The sequence below is a fragment of the Mycobacteriales bacterium genome, from assembly GCA_035995165.1.
GTDB lineage: Bacteria > Actinomycetota > Actinomycetes > Mycobacteriales > CADCTP01 > CADCTP01.
Genome location: DASYKU010000041.1, coordinates 1 through 23,541, shown reverse-complemented (window position 1 = coordinate 23,541; position 23,541 = coordinate 1). Strand labels below are relative to the sequence as shown.

Sequence of the window (23,541 nt, the reverse complement as noted above, 5' to 3'; positions counted from 1 at the left end):
CAGCGTGCGGTGGGTGGTCACGTCGGGGCTTCGGGTGAACAGCTGCCAGCGGAGATCGAGTGCGTCGCCGTACCGGCCGGTGTCGGTGTGGATCTCGGCCAGGAGCTCATCGATGCGCGAGTCGGGCCGAGCCGCCTCAGCGCGGCCTCGCAGCAGCCATCCGACGGCGTCCTCGGTGCGTCCGGCGTCGCGCAGCACCTGGCCGATGCGGACGTACTGGTAGGGCTCGGTCAGATCTTCGGCGTAGAGGGCGACCAGACCGTCCGGGTCGTGGGCGATCGCTCGGAGGTAGCCCTCGCGCAGGTGCGTGACGACGAAGGCGCGATGGTCGAAGCGATCCGCGTCGGCCGTCGCGGCGGCCAGGTCGGTCAGCTGCCGCCAGTAGGCGGCCAGCCCGTCCGGGCCGAGCGCGTCGGCGAAGTCGGCGACGTCGATGTCCGGCCATCCGGGACCGTCGAGCTGGGTGTCGATCAGCCACCGGGCCAGTCCGACCGGGTCCGGTGGCTCGGCCCGGCAGGCCGCCGCGTACGCGTCCACCGCGCGGTCGGCCACGTCACCGATCGTGCCTGCGGAATCGTCTGCCTGTTCCGACGTCCTGATCACGTGCTGGAGCACTCGGCGGTAGAGCGGCCCTGCCCCGCCCGGATCGCGGCGGGCGACCACGTCCAAGGCGTCGAGGACATCGGTGGCCTTGCGGGCGTAGTCGAACGAGCGCGAATAGTCGACGAAGCCCCGCGGCCGCAGTGTGTCGACCAGCCGCCGCAGCTCAGCGAGGTCGGGCTCGCCGGCGGTCGCGGCGCGCAAGGACAGCCGCCGGTGCACGTCCGGGTGGGTGGCCGCGAGCTCGACCAGCAGGTCGACCAGTTCCGCACGGTCCACCGACTCCAGAGCCGCACGCACGTCGACCGGCCCTCGTCGTCCGCGCCTGCGCACCGGTGCGACGGGCTCGGACTCCGCGTTCGGCGCCAGCAGGACGAGTCCGACCGCCACGCAGTGCTTGCAGAACGCGCCGTCCCGGCCGTGGGGGCAGTCGCACTCACCCACCAGGCGGCCGTCACGGCCGGACAGGCGTACCCGGTACTGCTCCGAGCCGTACACGACTGCCGTCACGCCGTCAGGCAACTCATCGAGTGCGCCGACCGCGTCCAGGTAGCCGGCGGCCCGCCCATAGGACCGGTCGCCGGCCAGCCGGCGCAGGTCCGCGTCGCTGAACCACACCACATCGACAGCCAACCAGTCCCGGCGAACGGACCTCCCCCGGGATGCCGAGATCCGCCCGGCCGGCCCGGCCTCGCGTTGACCCGGACGTTCCACCCGGCACGAACCCCGTGCCTCGGGTCCTGGGGCCGGACGTGCTCAGATCCGGAATCTTCCCGATGTGCGGCTCGGCCCCGATGCCAACCATCGAGCCATGACACCCGACTTGCCGGATAGCCGCCGCCGCCGTCCGGCCCCCGCCCTTCTCCTGCTCGCCGCGGCCCTGATCGCGGTCACGGTGCCGGCTCCCGCCGGGGCGTCCCCGACCGTCCCGGCCCATCGGACCCATCTGCTGACCTCGGGGCTTCATGGCGCCGTGGGCAGCACGGTAGGTCCCGACGGCGCGCTCTATGTCGTCGAGAGCGCGGCCGGGCAGATCTCCCGGGTCGACCCGAGGACCGGGCACAGGACGACGTTCGCGAGCGGTCTGCCCAGGCGGATCCTCGACACCGGAGGCGCGATGGACGTCGCGTTCGTCCATCACCGCCCGTATGTGCTGGTCACCCTGGTCAGCCCCGACGTCGGTGGAAGTGACGTCGACGGGATCTACCGGGTCGACGGGCCGGGCCGGGTCACGGTCGTCGCCGACATCGGTGCGTGGTCCCTGGCTCATCCGCCGGTCCCGGCCTTCTTCGTCCCGACCGGCGTCCAGTACGCCCTCCAGCCCTACCGGGGCGGTTTCCTCGTCACCGACGGCCATCACAACCGCCTGCTTCGGGTCGGGCTCGACGGGGACGTCACGGAACTGGCCGCGTTCCCGAACGTGGTGCCGACCGGCATCACGATCGGCGACAGGTCCGTGTACCTGGCCCAGGCGGGTCCGGTGCCGCATGCTCCCAGCGACGGCAGGGTGCTCAGAGTGCAGCCCCGGTCGGGCCGGGCCAGCGAGGTGGCGTCCGGCGCGCCGCTACTGGTGGACGTCGAGTTCGGCCCGGGCCATCGGCTCTACGCGCTCTCCCAGGGCCACTTCACCCCCGGCAATCCCGAGGGTTCTCCCGCCGACCCGGCCACCGGCGCGCTGGTCCGGGTCGACCGCGACGGCACGCTGTCGCCCGTCGCCACCGGGCTCGACCGGCCGACGTCGCTCGAGTTCATCCGCGACACCGCCTACGTCGTCACTCTTCCCGGGGAGATCTGGACGATCGACAGCCGCTGACCCGACACCGCCGACGCTCTTCGGCATCTTCGATCCCGCGCGTGGCGCCCACACGGTAGGATCTCGCAACCTCCTGTCAGACAGAAGGTTCGCGCCGATGGCCGATACTCGTCGTCCGCACGGTCGCGGGCAGGACCCGGCCGGCATGGTCCCGGTCGGCACGGAGCCGCCGGCCTGGATCGGCCGCCCTCCGGTGTATCTCACCGCGCTGGTCGGACGAGAGCAGGAGGCCGCGCGCCTCAGAGCGCTCCTGCTGGATCGGGATGCCCGGCTCGTCACGCTCACCGGACCCGGTGGTGTAGGCAAGACCCGGCTCGCGGTCCAGGCCGCGACGGATCTCGACGCCGGCTTCGACGAGGTCGCGTTCGTCGAGTTCGCTCCCGTCCGGGACTATCACCGGGTCGCGGCCAGGGTCGCCGAAGCCCTCGGCGTCGTGGAGTCCCCCGGCCGATCTCCCGCCGAGGCACTGGTACGCGTCCTGGGCCCGCGGAAGCTCCTCCTGCTGCTCGACAACTTCGAACACGTCCTCGCCGCGGGTCCGGTCCTGGTCGATCTGATGGTCGGCTGCCCGGACATCACGCTGCTGGTCACCAGCCGGACGCTGCTTCGTGTCTCCGGCGAGCATGTCCTCGCGGTGCCGCCACTGGCTCTCCCGGATCCCGGCCGGCCGCTGCCGGCACGGGCACTGATCGAGTACGAGGCCGTACGCCTCTTGGTTGAGCGGTCCGCAGCGGTGAGTCCGACCTTCGTCCTGACTGACGAGAACGCCGCCACAGTGGCGCAGATCTGCCACGGCCTGGACGGCTTGCCGTTGGCGATCGAACTGGCGGCGGCCCGGATGACGGTGCTGTCCCCGTCGGCGCTGCTCGCCCGGCTCGACCGCCGTCTCGCCCTGCTCACCGATGGCGCGCAGGACGTCCCGGAACGGCTGCGGACCATGCGCGCCGGGATAGCCTGGAGTCACGACCTCCTTTCCGCCTCCGAGCAGTCCCTCTTCCGGAGGCTGGCGGTCTTCGCCGGCGGGTTCGGGTTGTCGGCCGCGGAATTCATGTGTCCCAGCGAGCGCCCCCCTGCACTCGACACGGTCGCCGCTTTGGTCGACCAGAGCCTCCTGCAGCGGATTGCGACGGATGGCGTCGAACCGCGCCTCGCGATGCTGGAGACGATTGGCGAGTTCGCCATGGAACGGCTCGCGGACAGCGGCGAAGAGACGGACGCGAGGCGGAGCCATGCCGCATACTTCCGCCGGCTCGCCGAAAGCGCGGAGTCGGGACTGCGGGGGCCGGACCAGCAAGAGTGGCGGGACAGGCTGGAAGCCGACCTCGACAACCTGCGAGCCGCGCTGGCCTGGGGCACCAGCGCTTCCGCCGAGGATGAGGACGCCGAGCAGGGCCTGCGACTGGCCGGCGCGCTGTGGTACTTCTGGTTCCAACGGGGTCTGCCCGGTGAGGGACGGCGCTGGCTCACCCGGGCTCTCACCAGGGTGCGCACCGCCGGAGCCGATCGTGCCCAGGCGCTCCTCGGCGCGGGGACGCTGGCCTGGCGGCAGGGCGACTTCGCGGCCGCACGGGTGCACCTGGACGAGAGCGTCGCGCTGTGGCGGGACACCGCCGACCGGCGCGGCCGAGCCGAGGCCCTCCACGTCCTGGGACACGTCGAGTTCGACCAGCGGGACTACGCGGCGGCCCAGGTGCTCTTCGAGGAGAGCCTGGCCGCCTACCGACTGGCGGCAGACACCCTGGGGAGCCTGCCGCTGATGGCAGACCTCGGGTTGGTTGCCTACCACCGGGGCGACTACGCCCGAGCTGGCGTGGTTTTCGACGAGAGCCTGGCGCAGTTCCGGCGGCACGGACTGAAGGATCGGATTGCCGGCGCGCTCAACCTGTCCGGGGACCTGGCCCGGCTCGCCGGCGAGCCCGACCGGGCCGCCGCGCTGTACGCGGAGAGTCTGGAGCTGTGGCGCGAACTGCGCGGTACACCCGGGATCGCGTCCGCTCTGCACAAGCTCGGGCAGGTGAAGCGATCCACCGGTGACCTGCCGGCGGCCCGGGCGTACTTCGTGCAGAGCCTCGCCCTCCAGCAGGAGCTGGGTAACGCCCAGGGAATAGCGGAGTGCTTGGCCGGGCTCGGCGGGACGGCCGCGGGCCGGCCGGACCGGGCGGCCCGGATCTTCGCCGCGAGTGCGGCGCTCCTGGAGAACATCGGTGCGCCGCTGGCTCCCGCCGATCAGGCGGCGATGGAGCGCGACATGGCGGCGACCCGGCGGACACTCGGCGGGCCGGGGTGGGAATCCGGTTGGGCGGCGGGTCGCGTCCTGTCGTCGCAACAGGCCGTCGAACTCGCCCTCGCCGACGACTCCGGCAGCCAGGGCGTCCGGCCGGCGGCGCCTCCGGAACCCGGACCCGCCCTGTCGCGGCGGGAACGCGAAGTGACCGCATTGATCGCCCGCGGTCTCTCGAACCGGGAGATCTCCGCGGCGCTGATCATCACGGAGAAGACAGTCGGCAGCCACGTCGAGCACATCATGACCAAGCTGGGCCTGCGGTCCCGCACCCGCATTGCCGTCTGGGCGATCGAGCACGGAATGGGCGGCAGCAAGTCCGACTGACGCCGTACCGCCGTATGGGGATCAATACCCACAGCCTTCTACCGCCGGCTATTAGGGAATTTCCCAGATGTCTTACCGGTGAGCGGTCGATAGCGTCGTTCCACAGCGCCGGCTGAGTCGAATAGTCGGCGGCAGAACGGCAGGAGGACACCATGGCGATCACCGAAACGGTCGACGACATCATCGTCCGGACTCATCAGGTCACCGGAGGCGGGGGCGTGCAACTGCACGTCGAGGAGACCGGCAATCAGTCGGGGCAGCCAGTGCTCTTCATCCACGGGCTCTCGCAGTCCCGGCTCGCGTGGAATCGCCAGCTGCACTCAGAGCTCACCCGTGACCTCAGGCTGGTGGCTCTCGACCTGCGCGGTCACGGGGAATCGGACCGACCCACCGACGCGTACGGGGAATCCGACCTGTGGGCGCAGGACGTGGCCGCGGTGATCCGATCCCTGGACCTGGAGCGGCCGATCCTGAGTGGCTGGTCGTACGGCGGCGTTGTGATCTGCGACTATCTCAGTCGTTTCGGCGAGGACCGGGTCGGCGGAGTTCATCTGGTCGGAGCGGTCTCCCGCCTCGGCGAGCCGGTCCTGCCCTTCCTGGGGCCGCGGTTCCTCGCCGTCATTCCCGGCCTCTTCTCCACCGACGCGGAGGAGAGCGTGACCTCCCTGCGGACCTTCGGTCGCTTGCTCACGCGCGAGCCCCTGACCCCCGAGGATTCCTACATCGTCCTGGGAACCGCCGCCACCGCACCGCCACGCGTCCGGCAAGGACTGCTGAACCGGACGCTCGAGTACGACGGCCTGCTCGCCGGGCTTCGTATACCCGCCCTGATCACCCACGGGCTCGAGGACGAGGTCATCCTGCCGGCCATGGGACGCCACAATGCGAGCATCATCCCGCACGCGCGGACCTCGTACTATCCCCACGTCGGGCATGCGCCGTTCTGGGAAGACCCGGACCGCTTCAACGCCGAGTTGCGCACCTTCGCCGCCTCGCTGTGATCGGGCCGCGCATCCACGGTAGGGACGAGGCGGAGGATGTCGCGGTCGTCCGGGGTGGGAGCCACAGTCGTCGCCGCAGCGTCACTGTGCCGGCGGTCGTTCACCGGTAGATCTCGCGCCGGCCGCCGTCGCGCCTCGTACGACGCCGGCGGGCCGCCGCTGATCGACGCCGGCCGCTGACCCACCGGTCTGCAAGGGTTCTGCCATGGCGGACTCGGCAGCAGCACCCCGGCCGGCCGCGGCTTCGCGGGCTCGTGGCCGAGTCGGAATGCCCGCCTATACGGGGAGACGTCCTGCGCGCCGGCGAGCGGCGCGGTCCGGGCCGCCTCGTCCTGACCGCGACGTCAAGGTAGAGGTTTCAGGAGATTCTTGAGCGTGGCGGGCAGTGAATCTACAGCGCCGAGTGTAGATTCTGCTCATGGGGACAGAAGAACTTGTACGCATCGGCGCGGTTGCCCGCGAGCTCGGTGTCTCGCCGTCGCGCGTCCGCCAGCTGGCCGACGACGGGAGCATCCCCTACACCCGAACGACTGGCGGCCACCGCTTGTTCGATCTGGCTCGGGTGCGAGAAGCCCTGACCCGGCGGTCTCTCCCGGGCTCCGACCGCCGGGCGCCTCCAGATCTCCTTCAGGACAGAGCGCCGTCGGGGCTCGAGGAACACGTCCTGTGGCAGGACGCTGCCGAGCGCCTTTACCTTTCGGAGCGAGTCTCGGTCAACTGTTGGGGAGCTGCCGAGTACGCGTTCAGCGAAATGGTCAACAATGCTGTCGATCACTCGGGCGCGTCTCGGATAACAGCTAGGTGGTGGGTGGACAGGGCGACATTGTCGTTCGAGGTCGATGACGACGGCGGCGGCGCCTTCGCCCGAGTTCGCGAGGGGCTCGCTCTCGGCGATCTCTTCTCGGCGATACAGGAACTGAGCAAGGGAAAGACAACCACCGATCCGGCTCGGCACACGGGCGAAGGGATCTTCTTCACCTCGAAGGTGGTGGACACTTTCGCGCTCGAGGCCAATGGCCTGCGCTGGACCGTCGACAATCTCCGCAATGACCAAGCGGTCGGACTGACGGATCGGATTTCCGGCACTCTCGTTCGGTGCGAACTCGACGCCCAGTCGTCACGCAGTACGTCGGAAGTGTTCGCCGCCTACAGCATCGACCATGACTTCGCCCGCACGCGCACGGTGGTGCAGCTCTTCGCTATCGGAGTTCGGTTCATCAGCCGATCGGAGGCCCGGCGACTGCTGTCCGGCCTGGACCGGTTCCAGGAAGTCATCATCGATTTCCGCGGGGTACAGGAGGTCGGTCAAGGATTCGTCGACGAAGTGTTCCGGGTCTGGCCGAGTCAGCATCCCGATGTGACCGTGCATCCGACCAACATGGTTGGACCTGTTGAAGCGATGGTGCGCCGAGGGCTACCGCCGCTGCGGACACCATCGGCGGGTTGACGCCGCGATGGTCGAACGGACGCGCGCATCTGATCGTCGCCGCGGTCGGCCGATAGCGGCCGGTCGGCGCGGCTCAGCCGGATGGTGATCTTGCCGCGGTGCCCCAACCCGACACAGTACGAACCCTCCAGGCTCGGTCGAGGGTTCGCGCTGTCGACCAGCTCTGCTGGTAACGGCGACAGAGGGGAGGTGCCCATCTGGCGGTGCCCCCGACGGGATGCGTACCAGTTGGGCGGGTCAGCGGGTCAGCGGGCGCGGTCATGGCCACGGTCCCTGCGGCTGGCCGCTGGCGGCTCGAGAACGGCAGTAGACGCGTCGCGCGGTTTGTGTCTCATCTGGCGCCTACCATTCAGCGGCATGGCGAACGGGCATGATGATGGCGCGGCCGGAGCCGGGTTCGCCATGGACGAGGGCTTGGCCAGACGCATGAAGGCGTTGGCGTGTACGGCGCCGCTGCACGACCTGGACACGCGGAAGGTGCGGCTGGACTGGGCCGACGCCGACGTATACCAGATGGCCGAGGTGGCGTTCCAGGTCATCGACCAGGTGACGGTTGCGATGGACTTCGACCACGGGGCGCGGCACGACGAGGTCGTGGCCAGGGTGCTGCCCTTCGTCGCGGCCCAGGTGCCCGACCGGGACCGGGACGAGCACGCGCAGGTGGCCCGCTGGGTGCTGGACAACTTGATCAACGTGGGAACGACGAACCGCGGCTTCCGTGCGGTGTACGGCGCGTTCGGTGTGACCGGCGCCTACGAGCGCCGGGCGTTCGACTTCAAGCTGCTCGTCGAGTTGGCGGCCGAGGACGGCAGCGTCTACCTGCGCGCGTCCGACGAGGCGATCAATGTGCTCGTCGGTGCGCTGGACACCGACATCGAGTCGGCCCAGATCGCCGCGGAGATCAAGCTGGACAACCTGATCAGGCGGGGGAAGCTGTCCGACGCGCAGGCCGCCGCGCAGCAGGCACGGTACCGGACGGTGCAGTACGCGGAGAGCCTGCGCCGGAAGCTGGAGGCGACCCGCCGGGACGTCCGGGCGGTCGACTGGGAGCACGAGGTGCCCGACCTGATCGACGCCGCGCTGACCCACATCGCCGAGCGGTACCGGGCCGAGAACGCGATCCTGGACAACATCCGGCGGGCTCGCGACGACGCCGAGGACCCGGTCCACAAGCGCCGGGCGGCCCAGCTGGTCGAGACCGTGGGGGACTGCATCAACCGGCATACCCAGCTTCAAGCCCGGCTGCTACACGCGAACGCGGTGTTCCGGTCCGAGCAGGACCGGCAGCAGTTCTCCGGCCCGGCGCAGCGGGCGATGGTGGACCTCTTCGGCCAGTTGCTGCTGCCCACGCTCGGGCTGCCGGTGGCCGACGCGGTCCGTCCCACCGACCGGTTCTTCTCCGCCGCGTCCGGGCTGGCCGACCCGCTGCTGCCGCGGCTGCTCGACCTTGTGCAGCTCCTGCTGACCCCGTCGGCTGAGCGCGACGATTTGGCGACCGACCTGCCGGAGCCCGACCTCGTACCGCCAACGGACCCCGACGTGTTCAGCGACGAGCAGTGGGCGTGGGCGGACGAGCTGTTCGACACCGACGGCGTGCCGCGCCGGTTGTCCGGCCTGCTCGCCGCGGCCCGGCAGCGTGACCCGGGACTGTCCCGGCTGGTCGCGTTGCGGGTGCTGCACGCGGTCAGCCCGGAGATCGGCGTCGCGCTGCGGCAGGGCGACGGCGAGGTGCTCATCGCGGTGGACGACGGGGCGGCGCTGTCCGACGCCGAGTTCGGCGGTGCCGACCTGCTCGTCGGCGTCGCGCGGCTGACCAGGCCCGCAGCCGGTGCCATGCCCGCGGCCAGTGGCGACCCGGACGGTGCGGTGGCATGAGCGAGCGTGCGAGCGGATCAGGAAGCACGCTGCGCTGGTGCCTCATGCCGGGGCCGAGCGCCGGCGACGAGCCCACATGAGTGTCAGCCTGGCCGACGCCGCCGATGCGGCCCGCCTGGTCGCGCTCGGGATGCGACCGAAGCTGCTGCCCGCCCGCGACCTGGTCTACGCGGACCTGGTGCGACGCTGCCGGGAGGACGAAGCCTTCGCCGAGCTCGTCCACGTCGTGGCCGACGGCCTGGGCCTGGTGGTGCTCGCCGTGACCAGCCGTACCGGGGTGGTGCTGGCGGCGACCGCGGAGTCGCCGTTCACGGTCCGGATGGACGACTACGCCAGGCGGACCGCCGTGCGCGACCGCGGCGAGCGCGTGCTGCACGGGCTGATCCACCTCGCGGTCGCGGCGCTCGCCTTCCCGCGGCCGGACGACCTCGCCAACGACACGTACGTGGGGCGGGTGTCGGTGGAGCAGATCGATGGTGTGGTCCGGGAGGCCTGCCGCCTCCTGGAGGACAGGGCCCGGGTCGCCGACGAGAACAACGACCCGCTCGACGACGCGCCCGAACTGGAGCGGACCTGGCGGCTCTACGCCCGGCGACCGGCTGCCACGGCCACCAAGGACGGCCGGCTCGCCCCGGACACCACCCGGTCGATGATCGCCAAGGCGATGCGGTTCCTGACCGAGCAGGGTTTCCTCGTCGCGACCGGCACCGATGCCGGCGGGACGTACCGGGCAACGCCGCGATACCAGGTGCAGGTCCGCGAGCTGGCCGCCGACGCGGCGTTCGGCGAGCTGCTCGACCTCGGGATGATCAGCGTGCCGGCCCCGGGCGGCAGCCTGCGGACGCTCGGCGACGCGCTCTGAGCTGTGGGAGGAGCTTGTGTACGAGCTGGCTCGGATCCGGCTGCACTCGGTCGGGCCGCGCGGCGCCCGCTACCAGGACGTCACGCTGGACCTCCGACACGTCGGAGCACCGGTAGCCCGGCCGACGCAGAGCGCGCTGTTCGCCGGCGCGCAGGCCGATGCCGTCGCCGACACGGCGGCCGCGCCGGTCCGTCGGCCCTCGCCGGCAACGGTCCTGTTCCTGGAGAACGGCGGCGGCAAGTCCGTGCTGATCAAGCTGATCTTCGCGGTCATGCTGCCGGGTCGGCGCCAGGTCGTCGGCACGACCAGCACGCGGGTCCTGGAGAAGTTCGTCCTCGGCGGCGACGTGGCGCACGTCGCGCTGGAATGGCAGCACGTGCAGACCGGCCAGCGGGTCGTCGTCGGCAAGGTGTCCCAGTGGCGTGACCACGTCCCGAGCACGGACGCCAACCGGCTGCTCGACGCCTGGTACTCGTTCCGCCCGTCCGCCGGTTTCCGCCTGGACACCCTGCCGTTCGCCGAGGACGGCCGGCTGGTGTCGTTCGCCGGGTTCCGCGACCGGCTGAGCGCGGCCGGCCGGGCCGAGCCGAAGCTCGAAGTGGGCTGGGAGACCGGCCAGCAGGTCTGGACCGAGAAGCTGGCCGCGCTCGGCCTCGACCCCGAGCTGTTCGCCTACCAGCGCCGGATGAACGCGGGCGAGGGCGAGGCCGCCGAGGCGTTCGCGTTCCGCAGCGACGAGGCGTTCCTCGACTGGCTGCTGACCGCGGTCACCAGCGAGGAGGCCCCGCGGACGCTCGGCGACGTCGTCGAGGCGTACGCGACCAGGCTCGCCCAGCGGGACGGGCTGATGGCCGAGCGTGATTTGTCGCCGGGACGCTGGACCGGCTGACCCCGCTGGCGGGGGCGGCCGCCGAAGCCGAGGCGGCCCGGGAGATCCAGCGTGACGTCCGGAGGGAGGCCGAGACGTTCGCCGCCGCGGTGACTGCCCGGCACGCGATGGAGGAACGCCGGCTGGTCGAGCTCGGCACGCAGGCGGAGCAGGCGGCCACCGACGACCGGGTGGCCGACGGTGAGCGACGCCGGCTCAACGAGGTCCGCCTCGAGCTGCAGCGGCACGTCGCGGGACTGCGCTGGCAGGCGGCCGAGACGGAGCGGGACCGGCTGGCGGGTGGGCGCGACAGCGCGCGGCAGGCGGTCGCCGGCTGGCAGGCGACCGAGGCGCTGCTGCGGTACGAGCAGGGCCGGCAGCGGGCCGGCCAGTTGCGGTCGATCGTCGGTGCGCAGGAGGAGAAGGCGGCGCCGGTCCTGGCCGCCCGGCAGGAGGCCGCCAGCCGGCTGGCCCGCGGGCTGATCGCCACTGCGGCGACCGCGGACGCCGAGGCGGCGCTGCTCGACAGGCAGGCGGTCGAGTTGGGGGAGGACATCGAGCAGGCCGAGAGCGACCGCGACGACGCCACCCGGCTCGCCGAGCAGGAACGTGCCCGGGCGGATGCCCTGGACGGGCAGGTCGCGGATGCGGTCGCGTCCGTCGGGGCAGCCGTTGAGGACGGGCTGCTCACCTCGGCCGACGACGATGTCGCCGCTGTCGCTGAGGCCGCCCGCGTGGCCGCCGCGGCCGCAGAGGCGGCGGTGGCCGGGGGGATGGCCGAGCTCGACCGGCTCGCAGACGAGCGCCGACGCCTCGGCGAACAGCTCGATACAGCGCGCCGGGCCCGTGACGGCCTGGTGCGGGTGGCGGCCGATGCCCGCCGGGATCACCATGCCGCAGCCGCCACCGCGGCGGCGCTCACCGGCGAGCCTCGGTTGGGTGCACTGCTCGGCGCCGAGGAGATCACCCTCGACAGCGACACCCCGAGCCTGGTCGACCTGCTCGCCGACGCGATCGAGGCCGCCGAGGCCGACGCGACCGGGCTGCGTCTTGCGGAGCGGGCCGACCAGCGGGTCCTCGACGCCCTCGGCGACGACGGGCTGCTCCCCGCCGGTGTCGACGTGACCGCCGCTCTCGCGGTGCTGGAGCCTGCCGGGATCGTCGCCTGGTCGGGCTGGCGCTACCTGGCCCGGACCGCGCCGGCCGAGCGCGACCGGATGCTCGCGGCGTACCCGCACCTCGTCGACGGCGTCGTCATCAACAACCCGGACCGCCTGGGCGAGGCGGAGCAGGTGCTGGCCGCCGCGAGGCTGCTGCCGCGCAGCGTCGTCGCGGTGGGTACCACCGCGGACCTCGCCGATCTGTCGGTACCGGTTCCGGCCGGGCTCGGCTTCGTCGTCCCGCCGAACCCGGCGATGTACGACGAGGACCGAGCGGAGCAGGAGCGGCAGGCGATCCTGGGCCGCCAGGTCGGTCGCCGTGCCCGCCTCGTCCAGCTTGCCGGGGAGGTCGACACCGATCGGCGGCTGCGGCAGCGGCTGGAGGACTGGCAGCGGGACCACCCGCCGGGGACGCTCGACCGGCTCCGGGACGCCGACGAGCGGGCCGCCGGTGAACTGGCCGCGGGGGAGGCCCGGATCGAAGCGCTCACCGGGCAGGTCGCCGCCGCCGAACTCGCCGAGGCCGGCATCCGGCAGGCGCTGCCGGGCCTGCGTACCGCCGAGGACCGGACCAGGGGCACCGCGGACCGGCTGGCGGCGCTGGCAAAGCAGGTGGCGAACGTGCCGGGATGGCAGGCGGCGGGCCGCACCGCGCGGGCCGCGGCGACCGAGCACGGCCGGTACGCCCAGGCGCACCGGCACCGCGTCGGCGAGCTTCGCCGGGTCCAGGCGGCGGCCACCCGCAAGGCTGACGACCAGCGGCGGATCGCCCACGCCTGCCGCGACGAGCTGACCAGGGTGCCCGGCGGCGGGTCGGTCGGCGATGACTACCCGGTCCCGACCGCGACGCTGGACACGCTGCGCGACGCCTACGAGGCGGCCAAGGACGCGTACGCGAAGGTGGCGGTCGGTGCCGACCTGCGGACCGATCTGGCTTCGGCGGAGTCGGCCGAGGCCCGCAGCCGTGCCGATGTCGAAGGCCTCGCGGCCGCCGTCCGCGCGGCGGCGGTGGAGCTGCTGGCGACCACTGACGCGGCCGACGCGGCCGGTCGGGCGGCGGCGACGGCGCGCGCCGAGCGGGCGCTTGCCGACGCCGAGGCGAGGCTCAGCGAGCAGGTCCAGCGGGTGGGCGAGTGGAAGAACGACTACGAGAAGCGCCCGCCGCAGGGGGTGACGCTGGAGCCGTACGGCAAGCCCCGGGACATCGAGCACGGCGAGGCGCTCGCCGCCCGGGCCTACGGCGACTGGGAGCAGGCCCGGCGCCGGTACGACGAGGTGCACGCCCGGAAGGAGCGGCTCGACGGCGAGGTAGTGACGACTCGGCAGAGCGTCGAGGGCTTCGGCAATCAGCTCGACGCGCTGTCCCGGGTGGGGCCCGCAGAGCCGGACGGCGACTCCGCACCGTTCGACGGGACCCTCGAGGCCGCCCGGATGCGCCGGCTGGAGGTGCTGCGGCAGCTCGACGAGGCGGACGCCATCCTGGACGAGGCCGAGCTCGCCGTCCGCCGGGCAGCCGACGACCTTGCCTCGTACGCCGCCGCCGACCGGTTCTCCGATGTCGACTCGCCGGTCCGCCGCCAGGTGACCGCCGTGCCGCGGGACCGCCTGCCGGAGTACGCCGCCGACTGGGCGGCGGCGCTGCGCCCACGGCTGCGGTCGCTCGTGGACGAGCTCGCCCAAATCAACCGGCACCGGGCCTCGATCATCACCCGGCTGCACGGCATGGTGGACCAGGCCCTGGTGACCCTGCGCGCCGCCCAGCGCCTCAGCCGGCTGCCCGGTGAGCTGGGCGACTGGTCGGGGCAGGAGTTCCTGCGGATCAGGTTCGCCGACCCGGACCGCGCCGTCCTCGACGACCGCCTCGGCGAGGTGCTTGACGAGGCGGTGTCCGGCGCCCGGCCGGCGGACAAGGGCAGCGGCCGGCGGGACGGGCTGGCGTTGCTGCTCAACGGCGTCCGGGCGGCAATGCAGCCGAAGGGCGTGCGGGTCGAGATGCTCAAGCCCGACGCGGTGCTGCGTACCGAGCGGGTTCGGGTGGCCGAGGTCGGCGACGTGTTCTCGGGCGGGCAGCTGCTCACCGCGGCGATCGTTCTCTACTGCACGATGGCGGCGCTGCGGGCGAACGAGCGTGGCCATACCCGCCGGCCGCACGCCGGCGTGCTGTTCCTGGACAACCCGATCGGCCGGGCGAGCGCGGGCTACCTGCTCGAGCTCCAGCTGAAGGTGGCCGAGACGCTGGGCGTCCAGCTGATCTACACCACCGGGCTGTTCGACACCAACGCGCTGAGCGTCTTCCCGCTGATCGTCCGGCTGCGCAACGACGCCGACCTGCGAGCCGGCCTGAAGTACCTGAACGTCGACCAGACCGTCCGCGCCGCTCTCGGCGAGCTGCCCGAGGCCGACGACACCGGGGCCGTCACGGCCACCCGGGTCTTCACCCGTCCCGACCGCGCCGGCGGGCAGGTCTCGTGAGCGACCGCGGACTGTCCGAGCGGGCGGCCGGGCTGGCAAGCCGGCTGACGGCCTGGCCGCGTCGGCGGGTCAGCCTGTCCGAGCTGTGGCATCTCCTGGACGAGGTCGACCCGGCCAGCCGGATCGACGCCCGCCGCCGGCTCCTTCTCGCCGACGCCCTCGCCGAGCTGGACAGCGCCGGGCTGCTCCGGCTGCCGTCGGCACGGTCGTACGACCGCACCGAAGCCCCGCACGTACCGCTCTTCGTCACCGTGGATCGCCCAGTCGCCCCGCCGGCCGCGCGTCCGAGGCCTGTCTGGCATCCGGAGCTGTCCTGGGCCGCGGAGGTCCGGCTCACCCCGGCGCAGATGGACATCCTCGGGCAGGTCAACCGCTGGCTGCACGGGCACCGCGACCCGCTGGTCGTACCGCTCCGGGAGCGCAGCCTCGACATCTTCGGCCACGAGAAGACGCTCGACCGCCTGCTGCCGACGAACCTGTTCGGCACCGGCCGGCTCACCCTGGAGCTGCTGCGTACCCGCCGGGCCCTGGTCAGGTTCACCACGGAGACCGTCGGGGTCGGCAACGAGCTTCTCGTCGTGGAGAACAGCGACACGTTCGACTCACTCGTCACCGCGCTACGTCGCCGCGACCTCCACCGGGTCGGGACGGTCGGCTGGGGCGCTGGGTCGGCGTTCGAGGCGTCGGTGCTGTCCATCCGTCGGCTGCACCCGCCAGTCCTCAGCGTCCGCTACTTCGGCGACCTCGATGAGAAGGGTCTGCGAATCCCGGCCAGCGCCGCCGCGTTCGCCGCAGCCGAAGGCCTGCCCCCGCTGCGCTCCGCGGCCGGCCTGTACGACGCCCTGCTCGCCGTCGCCGCGCCGCAACCCGGCCAGCGCCGGGTGCCGCCCGCCGCCGCCGCCGAAGCAGCCCGCTGGCTGGACCCGCGACACCGCGAACGCGCGATCTCCATCCTGACCGCCGGAACTCGCCTCGCCCAGGAAGCCGTCGGCCTCCGGCACCTTCTTACGCACGATGCCTGGCTCATCGATCTCTGACGGGCGCAGGACGGAGCCCGCCATACGAGGGCGGAGGCTGCGTGTGCTGTCCGCGCGATAGCGGTGGTCAGCCGGCGGGCCTCGCTCGACCGCCCGGCGATGCGTAACAGCCAGGTCCCGGCCCGGCTGGCCGTCCCGAGTCTCGCTCGATCTCGACCGGCGGCGGAGGGTTCGCGCACCGTCGGAAACGGAAGATCAACAACTGCTGTTGCGACGTCACCGGATATCGATGTGAACGGACATCAGTAGCGATCCGATCTCATGGTCAATATCGGTGAGGGCCGACACCACTTCGCCGGTGTGTGTCGCGCGGTGTGGGCCCGCCTCCCAGGGGGACCGGCGGCGGTGGCCGGTCTGGTCGGCCGGCTCGGGGATGACCGAATTGATGCCGCGCAGACGGAGGTGGTCGGCCGACGGGCGGAGTAGGCCCCCTTATCGGCCCTCAGCAGCACCGGCCGTGTGCGTGGCCGGCCCGGGGCCGCGGCGGGCGACCCGCAGCTGGCCGAGCATTCTCAGCAGTGCCGGCGCGTCCCCTGCCTGCTTCGGGTGAGAGGACGATGACCAGCGGCTGACCGGCGCCGTCGACCAGCACGTGCGCGTTGGTGCTCAGCCCACTCGGGGACAGGCCGATGCCGTGATCGGATGGTGCCGTCGCCGGTTATGGCGTAGGAAGAGGCCGTGGTTCGACAGTTGATCTCCAGCAACACTCCCGGCGAGCAGGCAGCGAAGTTCTCGAGGGCGGTCCGGGTCGGCAACCTGGTCTTCGTCTCCGGAACTACGGCGATGGACCCGGCGGGGCACGCCCAGCACGGGGGCGACGCCACGGCCCAGGCCAGATACATCCTGACCAAGATCGAAGCCGTGCTCGGCGAAGCTGGGGCGTCGCTTGCCGACGTGGTCCGGACCCGGATCTTCGTGCGCCACCTCGAAGACGTCGATGCGGTCGCGCGCGTGCACGGGCTGTTCTTCGCCGACGTGCGACCGGCGAACACCATGCTCAGAGGCGAACCGGTCGACACGGACATGCTGCTAGAGATCGAGGTCGACGCCTTGGTCGAGACCGACTAGACGAGGGCGGTGATGCCTGTGGCCCGGGTGGTCGTGGCGAGGCGGTAGGAGTCGGTCTCGGTCTCGAGGATGTTCCGCCGAAGGTGAGCCGGTCGACGATGGCGGCGCAGAGCCGGGGGTCGGTGAAGGTTTTTGGTCCAGCCGCCGAAGGACTCGTTGGAGGCGATCGCGACGGAGTTGGTCTCCTCGCGTTCGGTGAGGACCTGTAAGAGCAGTTCGGCGCCGCGGCGGTCGAGTTCCATATAGCCGAACGCTGAACGCGTGCATGTGGCCCTCCAGAAAGGCCTCCAGGCCGCCGGAAGCGAAGATGCGGTGCACGCTTTTGCCGCTGTAGCTCAGCCGCAGCGCGAACAGCGTGCAGACCACCAGCTCACCGGCCAGTCGGACCGTCACCGCACCGAAGTCGACCCCGGCTTCAGCGGCGGGCTGGTGGGTCTGCGGCACGAACCCCTCGGCCGGGACCCGGCCGGCCTCGATCCTGATCTTGCGCCGACGTTCCGCGACGTAGGCGCGCACCATCGCGTAAGACACCGCATCGGCGCCGGCGTCGTGCTCGTCCAGCAGCCGGTCGAGGATCCGCTTGGCGGTGTGCCGCTGCTTGCGCGGTGCATCCAGATCCACCCGCAGCATTGCATCGATCGCCGGCTTGAACGCATCCAGCTGGGTCGCCCGAGGTGTCGGCTTCTTCCGCGGCTCCGGCCACGATGCCGTCCTCTCCTACGCGGACGATCCAGTTGTCCGGGATACGTTCGTCCACGGTGACGAACATGCGGGCGTCCCAGAGGCCGGGATGATGGGGATCGTCGGTGATCAAGCGCATGACTGTGCGTGCCGGTGTGACGGAGATGCTCAAGACCGGGTACTCCGATCCGATCTGCAGCCAAGGACTGCGTTCCGTCGGTTCGCCGCTGACAGGACTGATGATCCGCACACACCTGACGCGCATGGTCATGAGCCTCCCACGAAGACGATCTTGTAGTCGAAGTCGTAGTCGACCTTGCCGGTGACTCGGTTGTAGTAGTAGTAGTAGTGCACTCTGAAGCTGCCGGCCGGACTGGAAGGTCCGGGACTCGTACTCGCCCAGTCCGCGATGGAGCTGCCATCGGACGTAAGGGCCTGGATGAGGGTCTGGTTGCCCAGTTTCGGGCCGGCGATGATCTCCTGTGAGTCCGCGATCGTCTCTGCCTGCAGATGACCGGACGAAGTGAATGCGGAACTGCCTTCCTCCCGCGCCAGCTGCTGCGCGAGCCGCACCCCGTTCACCGCGTCCGCCGCGCCGGTGTCGATGCCCGGGAGCGGCAAATCCTCGGCGATCCGGGCGGTGCCAGCAGCCCTGCCAGCACCGAGCGGAGCGAGGGTGAGCGAGAGCTGGATGGCGCCGCCGGTGGCGATGTATGCCCCGATGTAGACGCAGCCGTGGAAGGCGAGGGTAAGTCCTTCGATGATCTGGCTCAGGCCGCTGATGTTCTGGATGCAGTGGGCGACGGGGTCGATGGTGTTGGTCAGACCGGCGTAGCAGTCAGCGGCGGTGGCCTTGACGCCACTGATGATCTTCTGTCCCTGCTCGGGTCCGGGATGGGCGAGGCCGAGGAGGAAGTCGCGGCCGGCCGCCCCGACGCCGACCTGGAGCCGCTCGGTCCAAGCCAGCGCAGCGGAGGCGGCCGCGACCCCACTGGTCCAGAAGCAGTCCTCCCACAGCCACAGCTGCGCCAGCCCGGCCCGGTCCGCCGCCTCCGCGACCGGCCGCAGCCGCTCCGGCGGGACCTGGGGCAGGAACACCGCACCGACCGTCGTAACCCCGCCATCCTGTCCCATTCAGCCGACCCCGGGCACGTCCACCGCGCGGGCCGGCATGGATTCGCAGACCCGGGCCAGGCCGGCCCGCGCCCGCTCCTGTTCGGACCGGTCGTCGATCTCGGTGGCCAGCTCCAGCGCTGCCGCGTACCGGTCGTATGCGGCGTCCGCCCGTCCCGCGGCCAGATGCACGTCACCCAGGCTGTTCAGGGCCTCGGCCTCGCCCGGGCGGTCGCCGTACCGGCGGGTGAGGGTGAGCGCGTCGTCCAGCAGGTCGGTTCGCCGCTCGGCCAGCCCCAGGTAGATCAGCCCGTACGCCTCGTCGTGCGGATCGGCGATCTCCCGGCAGATCGCGATGGCGGGTCGCAGATAGGCACCGGCCTCGCCGGCCCGCTGCTGCCGGAGGCGGAGATCGCCGACGTTGATCAGCGCGTTCGCCTCGACGACGCGATCACCGGTCTGACCCGACAACGCCAGCGCCCGGGCGAAGTGGGCGTCGGCCGCCTCGTGACCTCCTCGCCACATGCTCACGATGCCGAGGTTGATCAGCGTGTTGGCCTCGGCCGTGCGGTCCCCGGTGCGGCGGCACAGTTCCAGCGCCCGCTCCAGATGGCGCGCCGCCGCATCGGACCGCGGCTCCTGCATGTAGGTCATGCCGAGGTTGTGCACGGCCCGCGCTTGCACCTGCGGATCGGTCTCCTCACCGCACAGCGCGACGGCCTGTTCGAACAACCGCCGGGCAGCGAGCCGGCGGCCCTGCCAGATGTCGACGACGCCGAGGTCCACCAGCGCGGTCGCCTCGGCGGCCGGATCGCCGAGCCGGCGGGCGGCGCGCAGGGCGGCCCCGTGCACGACCGTCGCCTCCGGCAGCAACCCACCGCGTTCGAGGAAGCGGAAGAGGATCGCGGCCAGCCGCGTGGTGTGCCGGGGCATCCCGTTCTCGGCGGTGTGCTCGGCGATCGCCACCAGGTTGGCGAGCTCGGCCGTGAGCCAGGCCCGGGCACTGTCCACATCGGACAGGAGAGGACCGTCGGCCGGATCGGGCGGGACCTCCGGCCGGCGATGCTTCTCCGAGGGGAGCAGCGTGTCCATCGCCAGCGCCGCCGCGGCGAGGTAGTGGTCGGCCAGCCGGCCCACCGCCGCCTCGTCCCCCTCCGCCAGCCCGGCCGCGTACGCCCGGAGCAGGTCGTGCAGCCCGTACCGGTCCGGGCGTACGCGGTGCACCAGGTGCGCCCGGGCCAGCCGGTCCAGCGCCGCCCGCGCGGTCCCGACCGGCTCGCCGGCCAGCGCAGCCGCCGCGTACGCGTCCAGTTCCGTGCCGGGGTGCAGCCCGGCCAGCCGGAAGACCCGGGCCGTACCCGGCTCCAGCTGGCGGTAGGACCAGGAGAACACGTCCCGCACCGCCGTACGGTCGTCGCCGCTGGCGTCGAGCACTTCCAGCCGGTGCCGCTCGTCGGCCAGCTCCCGGACGAGGTCCGGCAGCGGCGTGGCCGGGTCGCCCGCAACCCGCTCCGCCACCAGCCGCAGCGCGAGCGGCAGCCGCGAGCACTGCGCCGCGAGCGCACCGGTCGAGGCCGGGTCGGCCTCGGCCCGCGCACCGACCAGCTCGGTCAGCAGCCGTACGGCGTCGGGGTCGGGGAGCACGTCCAGGTCGATCCGATGGGCGCCGTCCCGGGCGACCAGGCCGCCCAACGACGATCGGCTGGTCACGATCGCCGCGCACGCCGGGCCGGCCGGCAGCAGCGGCCGCACGTCGCCCGGATCCCGGGCGTTGTCGACCAGGACCAGCACGCGCCGGCCGGACAGCAGGCTGCGGTAGCGGGCGGCGCGCTCGTCGGGCTCGGCCGGGATGTCCGGACCGGGCGTGCCGAGCGCGCGCAGAAACCCGGCCAGCGCCTCGGGCGCGTGCATCGGGCGCTCGGGGTCGTAGCCGCGCAGGTCGACGTACAGCTGGCCGTCGGGGTACGCGGTCGCGTGCCGGTGCGCCCAGTGCAGCGCGAGCGCGGTCTTGCCGACGCCGGCCGTGCCGTCGATGACGACGATCGGCGCCTGCGCGGTCAGCAGCCGGGTCAGCTCGGCTGCCTCGGCCGCACGCCCGACGAACCCCCGTACCGGCCCCGGCAGCTGCCGCGGCACAACCATCTGCGGCGCGACCGGGCCGGCCGCTCCCGGACCGCGGTGCTGCGGGCCCCCGGCCACCTTCCGACCGACCGCTCCCGGACCGCCGTGCCCCGGACCGGCGGCCGCCTCCCGACCGACCGCATCCCGGCCCGCCGGGTCCGGAGCGGCCGGGTCCGGAACAGCCAGTTCCGGAACAGCCAGTTCCGGGTCGTCGGCCAGGATCTGCTCGTGCACCCGGCGCATCGCCCGGCCGGGTTCCGCGCCGAGCTCCTCGACCAGCACGGTCCGGGCCCGGCGGAACGCGGCCAGCGCCTCGGCCTGCCGGCCGTCCCCGTGCAACGCGAGCATGAGCAGTTCGTACAGCCGCTCGCGCAGCGGGTTCGCGGCCAGCAGCGGCCCCAGCTCGGTGATCACCTCACCGGCCTGCCCACAGTGCAGGTCGGCCCGCATCCGCATCTCCAGCGCCTGCAGCCGCAGCTCGTCCAGCCGCGGCACCTCCTGCCGGACCAGCAGTTCCGACGCCGTGTCCACGAGCGGCCGATCCCGCCACAGGGCGAGCGCCGCGCGCCCGAGATCCGCGGCCTCGCCCCAGTCCCCGCGCCCGGCCGCCTCCCGGGTCGCGGCGAGGCGATTCCCGAACACCTCGACGTCCAGCTCGCCGGCGCCGACCCGGATCAGGTAGCCGCGCGGCTGGGTGACGATCCGGGTGTGCGCGCCGTCGGCGAGCAACTGCCGCAGCCGCTTGACGTAGTTCTGCAGGCTCACCCGCGCCGAGACCGGCGGCGCCTCACCCCACAGCGTCTCGATCAGCGTCTCCGTCGGCACCACCCGGTTTGCGCTGAGCAACAGCGCCGCCAGCAGCGCCCGCTGTCCCCCCGCCGGCACCGCGACCAACCCGCCGTCCCGCCGGACCGAAAGAGAGCCCAGCAGACCGAAATGTATTTCCATCGTGCTTCGGTCCCTCCAGCGTTCCGCCTTTTCCGCTAAGGCCGCGCTAGTCGAATGCTAACGGGACGAATGACGCTTGGGGACGTTCGATTCACCGATCTTCCGAAAGGAATCCCAAGAATGCGCAAGGCAATCCTCGGGTCCCTCGTCGCCGCCGGCTCCGCCGCCGCGATGCTCACCGCCGGCGCCGGCGTCGCGAACGCCGCCGTCAGCCCGAACGCGGTCGTCACCTGCAGCGGGACCGCCCCGCACAAGATCTGCCAGGCCCACGTCTTCGCCGGCGCGCAGGTCCTCAACGCGAACAACGTGGTCATCCGGAACCTGGCTCCCAACGTCGTCGTCACGGTCACCTGCTACTTCAGCAACGCCAACGGAACCCAGGACCACATCACCAGCCCGGTCACCGGCCACATCGACGACGGCTCCGTGAACTTCAACAACCATTCGCCGAAGTTCGAGGGCATCGGTCCCTGCTGACACGGGGGAGAACCGCAGGCGGCGCTCCGGCCCGGAGCGTCGCCCGCGTCCTCTTAGCCTTCCAGCCCACGGACCAGCGTGAGCGGCGCCCGCAACCGGTAGATGTCGACCAGCAGCTCCGCCAGCTCGTCGCGGTCCGGGTACGTCGGGAGCCGCACGCCGACGTCGGTGCGCCCCCACAGCGGGCCGAAGGACCCCGGCGCCGACAAGATCGCGCCCAGCTCACCGGGCTCGGCCCGGAACGTCAGCACCGCCGCCGGTCCCTTCGTCCCGGCCGAGGCGGCGAAGGACCGCGGCAGCCCGTCGACGATCTCCAGCAGGTGCGCGAAGGTCCGCTTCCGCACCATCCAGCGGATCCCCATCCAGGCCTGCTCCTGGTACGCGCCGGGCAGCCCGAGGCAGATCCGGCGCGCCCGGTCCAGCCCCTCGGCGTACACGTCCATGTCGTGGATGATGCCGGGCGGCACCGAGATTTCAGGACTCGGTGAGCGGGCGGTCCGGGAGGGAGCCGAGGGCGGCGAAGGCGGGCAGGTAGGGCTCGATGTCGCCGCGGACGGTCCAGGCGCGCAGCTGGTCCGCGGACCGGCGGGTCAGCAGCGCCCGGTTCAGCTCGAAGTCCGGCGCCTGCACCACGACCGCCGGCTCCACGCCGGGTTGGGAGTCCCAGCGCCAGGTCTCCCCGACGAGCGAGATCGGCGGCAACCGGTCGAGCCGGCCGGCGAACCGCGCCACGTACCGGTCCCGCGCCGCGGCCAGCCCGTCGTTGTCCTGCGCCCCCGGCACGCCGAGCGCGCCGCGCAGGTCCTGCTCGTGGATCACCGCGTCGAACACCGGGCGGGTGCCGTGCTCGGCCATCCACTCCCGCAGCGGCCGGGTCAGCGCCGCCACTCGGCGACCAGCTCGCCGACGCTGTGACCGCGCCGCCGCTCGACCTGCCGCGTCGTGGTCGTCGGGCTCGTCGCCCGCGACCACGTCCGCGCCCAGCCCGACCATGTGCGAGAACAGATCACGTACTGTCCAATCGGGACACGACGGAACCCGTACCTCCGCGCGCTCCGGCGGGAGATCGCCGACCAGCGCGGTGACCCGCTCCTGCGAGGACGGTCAGTACAGGGGTGTGCGGTGCGGTGGTGCTGTGGTCGATGCAGTAGAGGCCGTCGGGTGCGGGCTGCCAGTCGCGGTCCCGCTGATCGGAGGCCGATGCGTCGGTGGTCGTTGCGTTGGTTGGCCGGTCGGGGAGACTCGAGCGGTTCACCGATGGGGACGAGGTCGAAAGTCGGTGAGCAGGTATGGGCCGAGCTGCGATGAGAGCTGGAGGTGGCCCGCCAGCCGGGCGCGGACGTCGGCGGCGGCGGGGCTGTGGAGGTCGTCGCGGTCCGACCAGCCGTAC

At 72.1% G+C, this 23,541-nt stretch carries 17 protein-coding genes and 1 pseudogene; 12 read left to right on the top strand and 6 right to left on the bottom strand.

All coding sequences use genetic code 11. From position 1 onward, the window contains the following. On the bottom strand, positions 1-1,221 hold a 1,221-nt coding region (locus VGP36_06825; GenBank protein HEV7654434.1), incomplete at its 3' end, for a hypothetical protein. 190 nt (positions 1,222-1,411) lie between these two features. Here VGP36_06825 and VGP36_06820 point away from each other — a divergent pair. The 10 genes from VGP36_06820 (at position 1,412) to VGP36_06775 (ending at position 16,811) form a co-directional block, all read left to right on the top strand. Beyond that, complete coding sequence (locus VGP36_06820; protein HEV7654433.1) at positions 1,412-2,413, top strand: ScyD/ScyE family protein; 1,002 nt, start codon at positions 1,412-1,414, stop codon at positions 2,411-2,413. Positions 2,414-2,510: 97 nt separating this feature from the next. Beyond that, entirely contained in the window at positions 2,511-5,021 is a 2,511-nt protein-coding gene (locus tag VGP36_06815; GenBank protein ID HEV7654432.1) for a tetratricopeptide repeat protein, read from the top strand. Between the two features lie 152 nt (positions 5,022-5,173). After that, the gene (locus VGP36_06810; protein ID HEV7654431.1) at positions 5,174-6,022 is read left to right on the top strand and encodes an alpha/beta hydrolase; all 849 of its coding nucleotides are present in this window, start codon (positions 5,174-5,176) and stop codon (positions 6,020-6,022) included. 418 nt (positions 6,023-6,440) lie between these two features. Beyond that, positions 6,441-7,469 (top strand): DUF4325 domain-containing protein, encoded by a 1,029-nt coding sequence (locus tag VGP36_06805; protein HEV7654430.1) that lies wholly within the window; start codon positions 6,441-6,443, stop codon positions 7,467-7,469. Positions 7,470-7,883: 414 nt separating this feature from the next. Then, positions 7,884-9,344 carry a hypothetical protein gene (locus tag VGP36_06800; GenBank protein ID HEV7654429.1) on the top strand — a complete coding sequence of 487 codons (1,461 nt, stop codon included), beginning with the start codon at positions 7,884-7,886 and terminating at the stop codon, positions 9,342-9,344. Between the two features lie 76 nt (positions 9,345-9,420). Continuing rightward, positions 9,421-10,206, top strand: coding sequence for a hypothetical protein (locus VGP36_06795; GenBank protein ID HEV7654428.1), 786 nt, complete (start codon positions 9,421-9,423; stop codon positions 10,204-10,206). Between the two features lie 16 nt (positions 10,207-10,222). Further along, positions 10,223-11,095 carry a hypothetical protein gene (locus VGP36_06790; GenBank protein HEV7654427.1) on the top strand — a complete coding sequence of 291 codons (873 nt, stop codon included), beginning with the start codon at positions 10,223-10,225 and terminating at the stop codon, positions 11,093-11,095. An 89-nt stretch (positions 11,096-11,184) separates the two neighbouring features. Next, the gene (locus VGP36_06785; protein ID HEV7654426.1) at positions 11,185-14,706 is read left to right on the top strand and encodes a hypothetical protein; all 3,522 of its coding nucleotides are present in this window, start codon (positions 11,185-11,187) and stop codon (positions 14,704-14,706) included. After that, the gene (locus VGP36_06780; GenBank protein ID HEV7654425.1) at positions 14,703-15,743 is read left to right on the top strand and encodes a DUF2399 domain-containing protein; all 1,041 of its coding nucleotides are present in this window, start codon (positions 14,703-14,705) and stop codon (positions 15,741-15,743) included. Before VGP36_06785 ends, VGP36_06780 begins: the two co-directional genes overlap by 4 nt. Positions 15,744-16,421: 678 nt before the next feature. Next, on the top strand, positions 16,422-16,811 hold the full coding sequence (locus VGP36_06775) for a RidA family protein (GenBank protein HEV7654424.1): 390 nt from the start codon (positions 16,422-16,424) through the stop codon (positions 16,809-16,811). Here the strand turns inward: VGP36_06775 and VGP36_06770 are convergent. Further along, positions 16,808-17,053, bottom strand: coding sequence for an ATP-binding protein (locus VGP36_06770; protein ID HEV7654423.1), 246 nt, complete (start codon positions 17,051-17,053; stop codon positions 16,808-16,810). The genes VGP36_06775 and VGP36_06770 overlap by 4 nt on opposite strands. Positions 17,054-17,072: 19 nt before the next feature. Here VGP36_06770 and VGP36_06765 point away from each other — a divergent pair, with 19 nt between their 5' ends. Continuing rightward, entirely contained in the window at positions 17,073-17,573 is a 501-nt protein-coding gene (locus tag VGP36_06765; protein HEV7654422.1) for a hypothetical protein, read from the top strand. Between the two features lie 186 nt (positions 17,574-17,759). Here the strand turns inward: VGP36_06765 and VGP36_06760 are convergent, their stop codons facing one another. After that, complete coding sequence (locus tag VGP36_06760) at positions 17,760-18,590, bottom strand: hypothetical protein (protein ID HEV7654421.1); 831 nt, start codon at positions 18,588-18,590, stop codon at positions 17,760-17,762. Positions 18,591-18,626: 36 nt separating this feature from the next. After that, positions 18,627-21,674, bottom strand: a complete 3,048-nt coding sequence (locus tag VGP36_06755; protein HEV7654420.1) for a BTAD domain-containing putative transcriptional regulator — start codon at positions 21,672-21,674, stop codon at positions 18,627-18,629. 120 nt (positions 21,675-21,794) lie between these two features. Here VGP36_06755 and VGP36_06750 point away from each other — a divergent pair, with 120 nt between their 5' ends. Further along, the gene (locus VGP36_06750) at positions 21,795-22,151 is read left to right on the top strand and encodes a hypothetical protein (GenBank protein ID HEV7654419.1); all 357 of its coding nucleotides are present in this window, start codon (positions 21,795-21,797) and stop codon (positions 22,149-22,151) included. 53 nt (positions 22,152-22,204) lie between these two features. Here VGP36_06750 and VGP36_06745 read toward each other — a convergent pair whose 3' ends face one another. Both VGP36_06745 and VGP36_06740 read right to left on the bottom strand, forming a co-directional pair. Next, positions 22,205-22,594, bottom strand: coding sequence for an MmcQ/YjbR family DNA-binding protein (locus VGP36_06745; protein ID HEV7654418.1), 390 nt, complete (start codon positions 22,592-22,594; stop codon positions 22,205-22,207). Between the two features lie 31 nt (positions 22,595-22,625). After that, positions 22,626-23,231 (bottom strand): annotated as a pseudogene (locus VGP36_06740) (hypothetical protein). Positions 23,232-23,541: the final 310 nt, after the last annotated feature.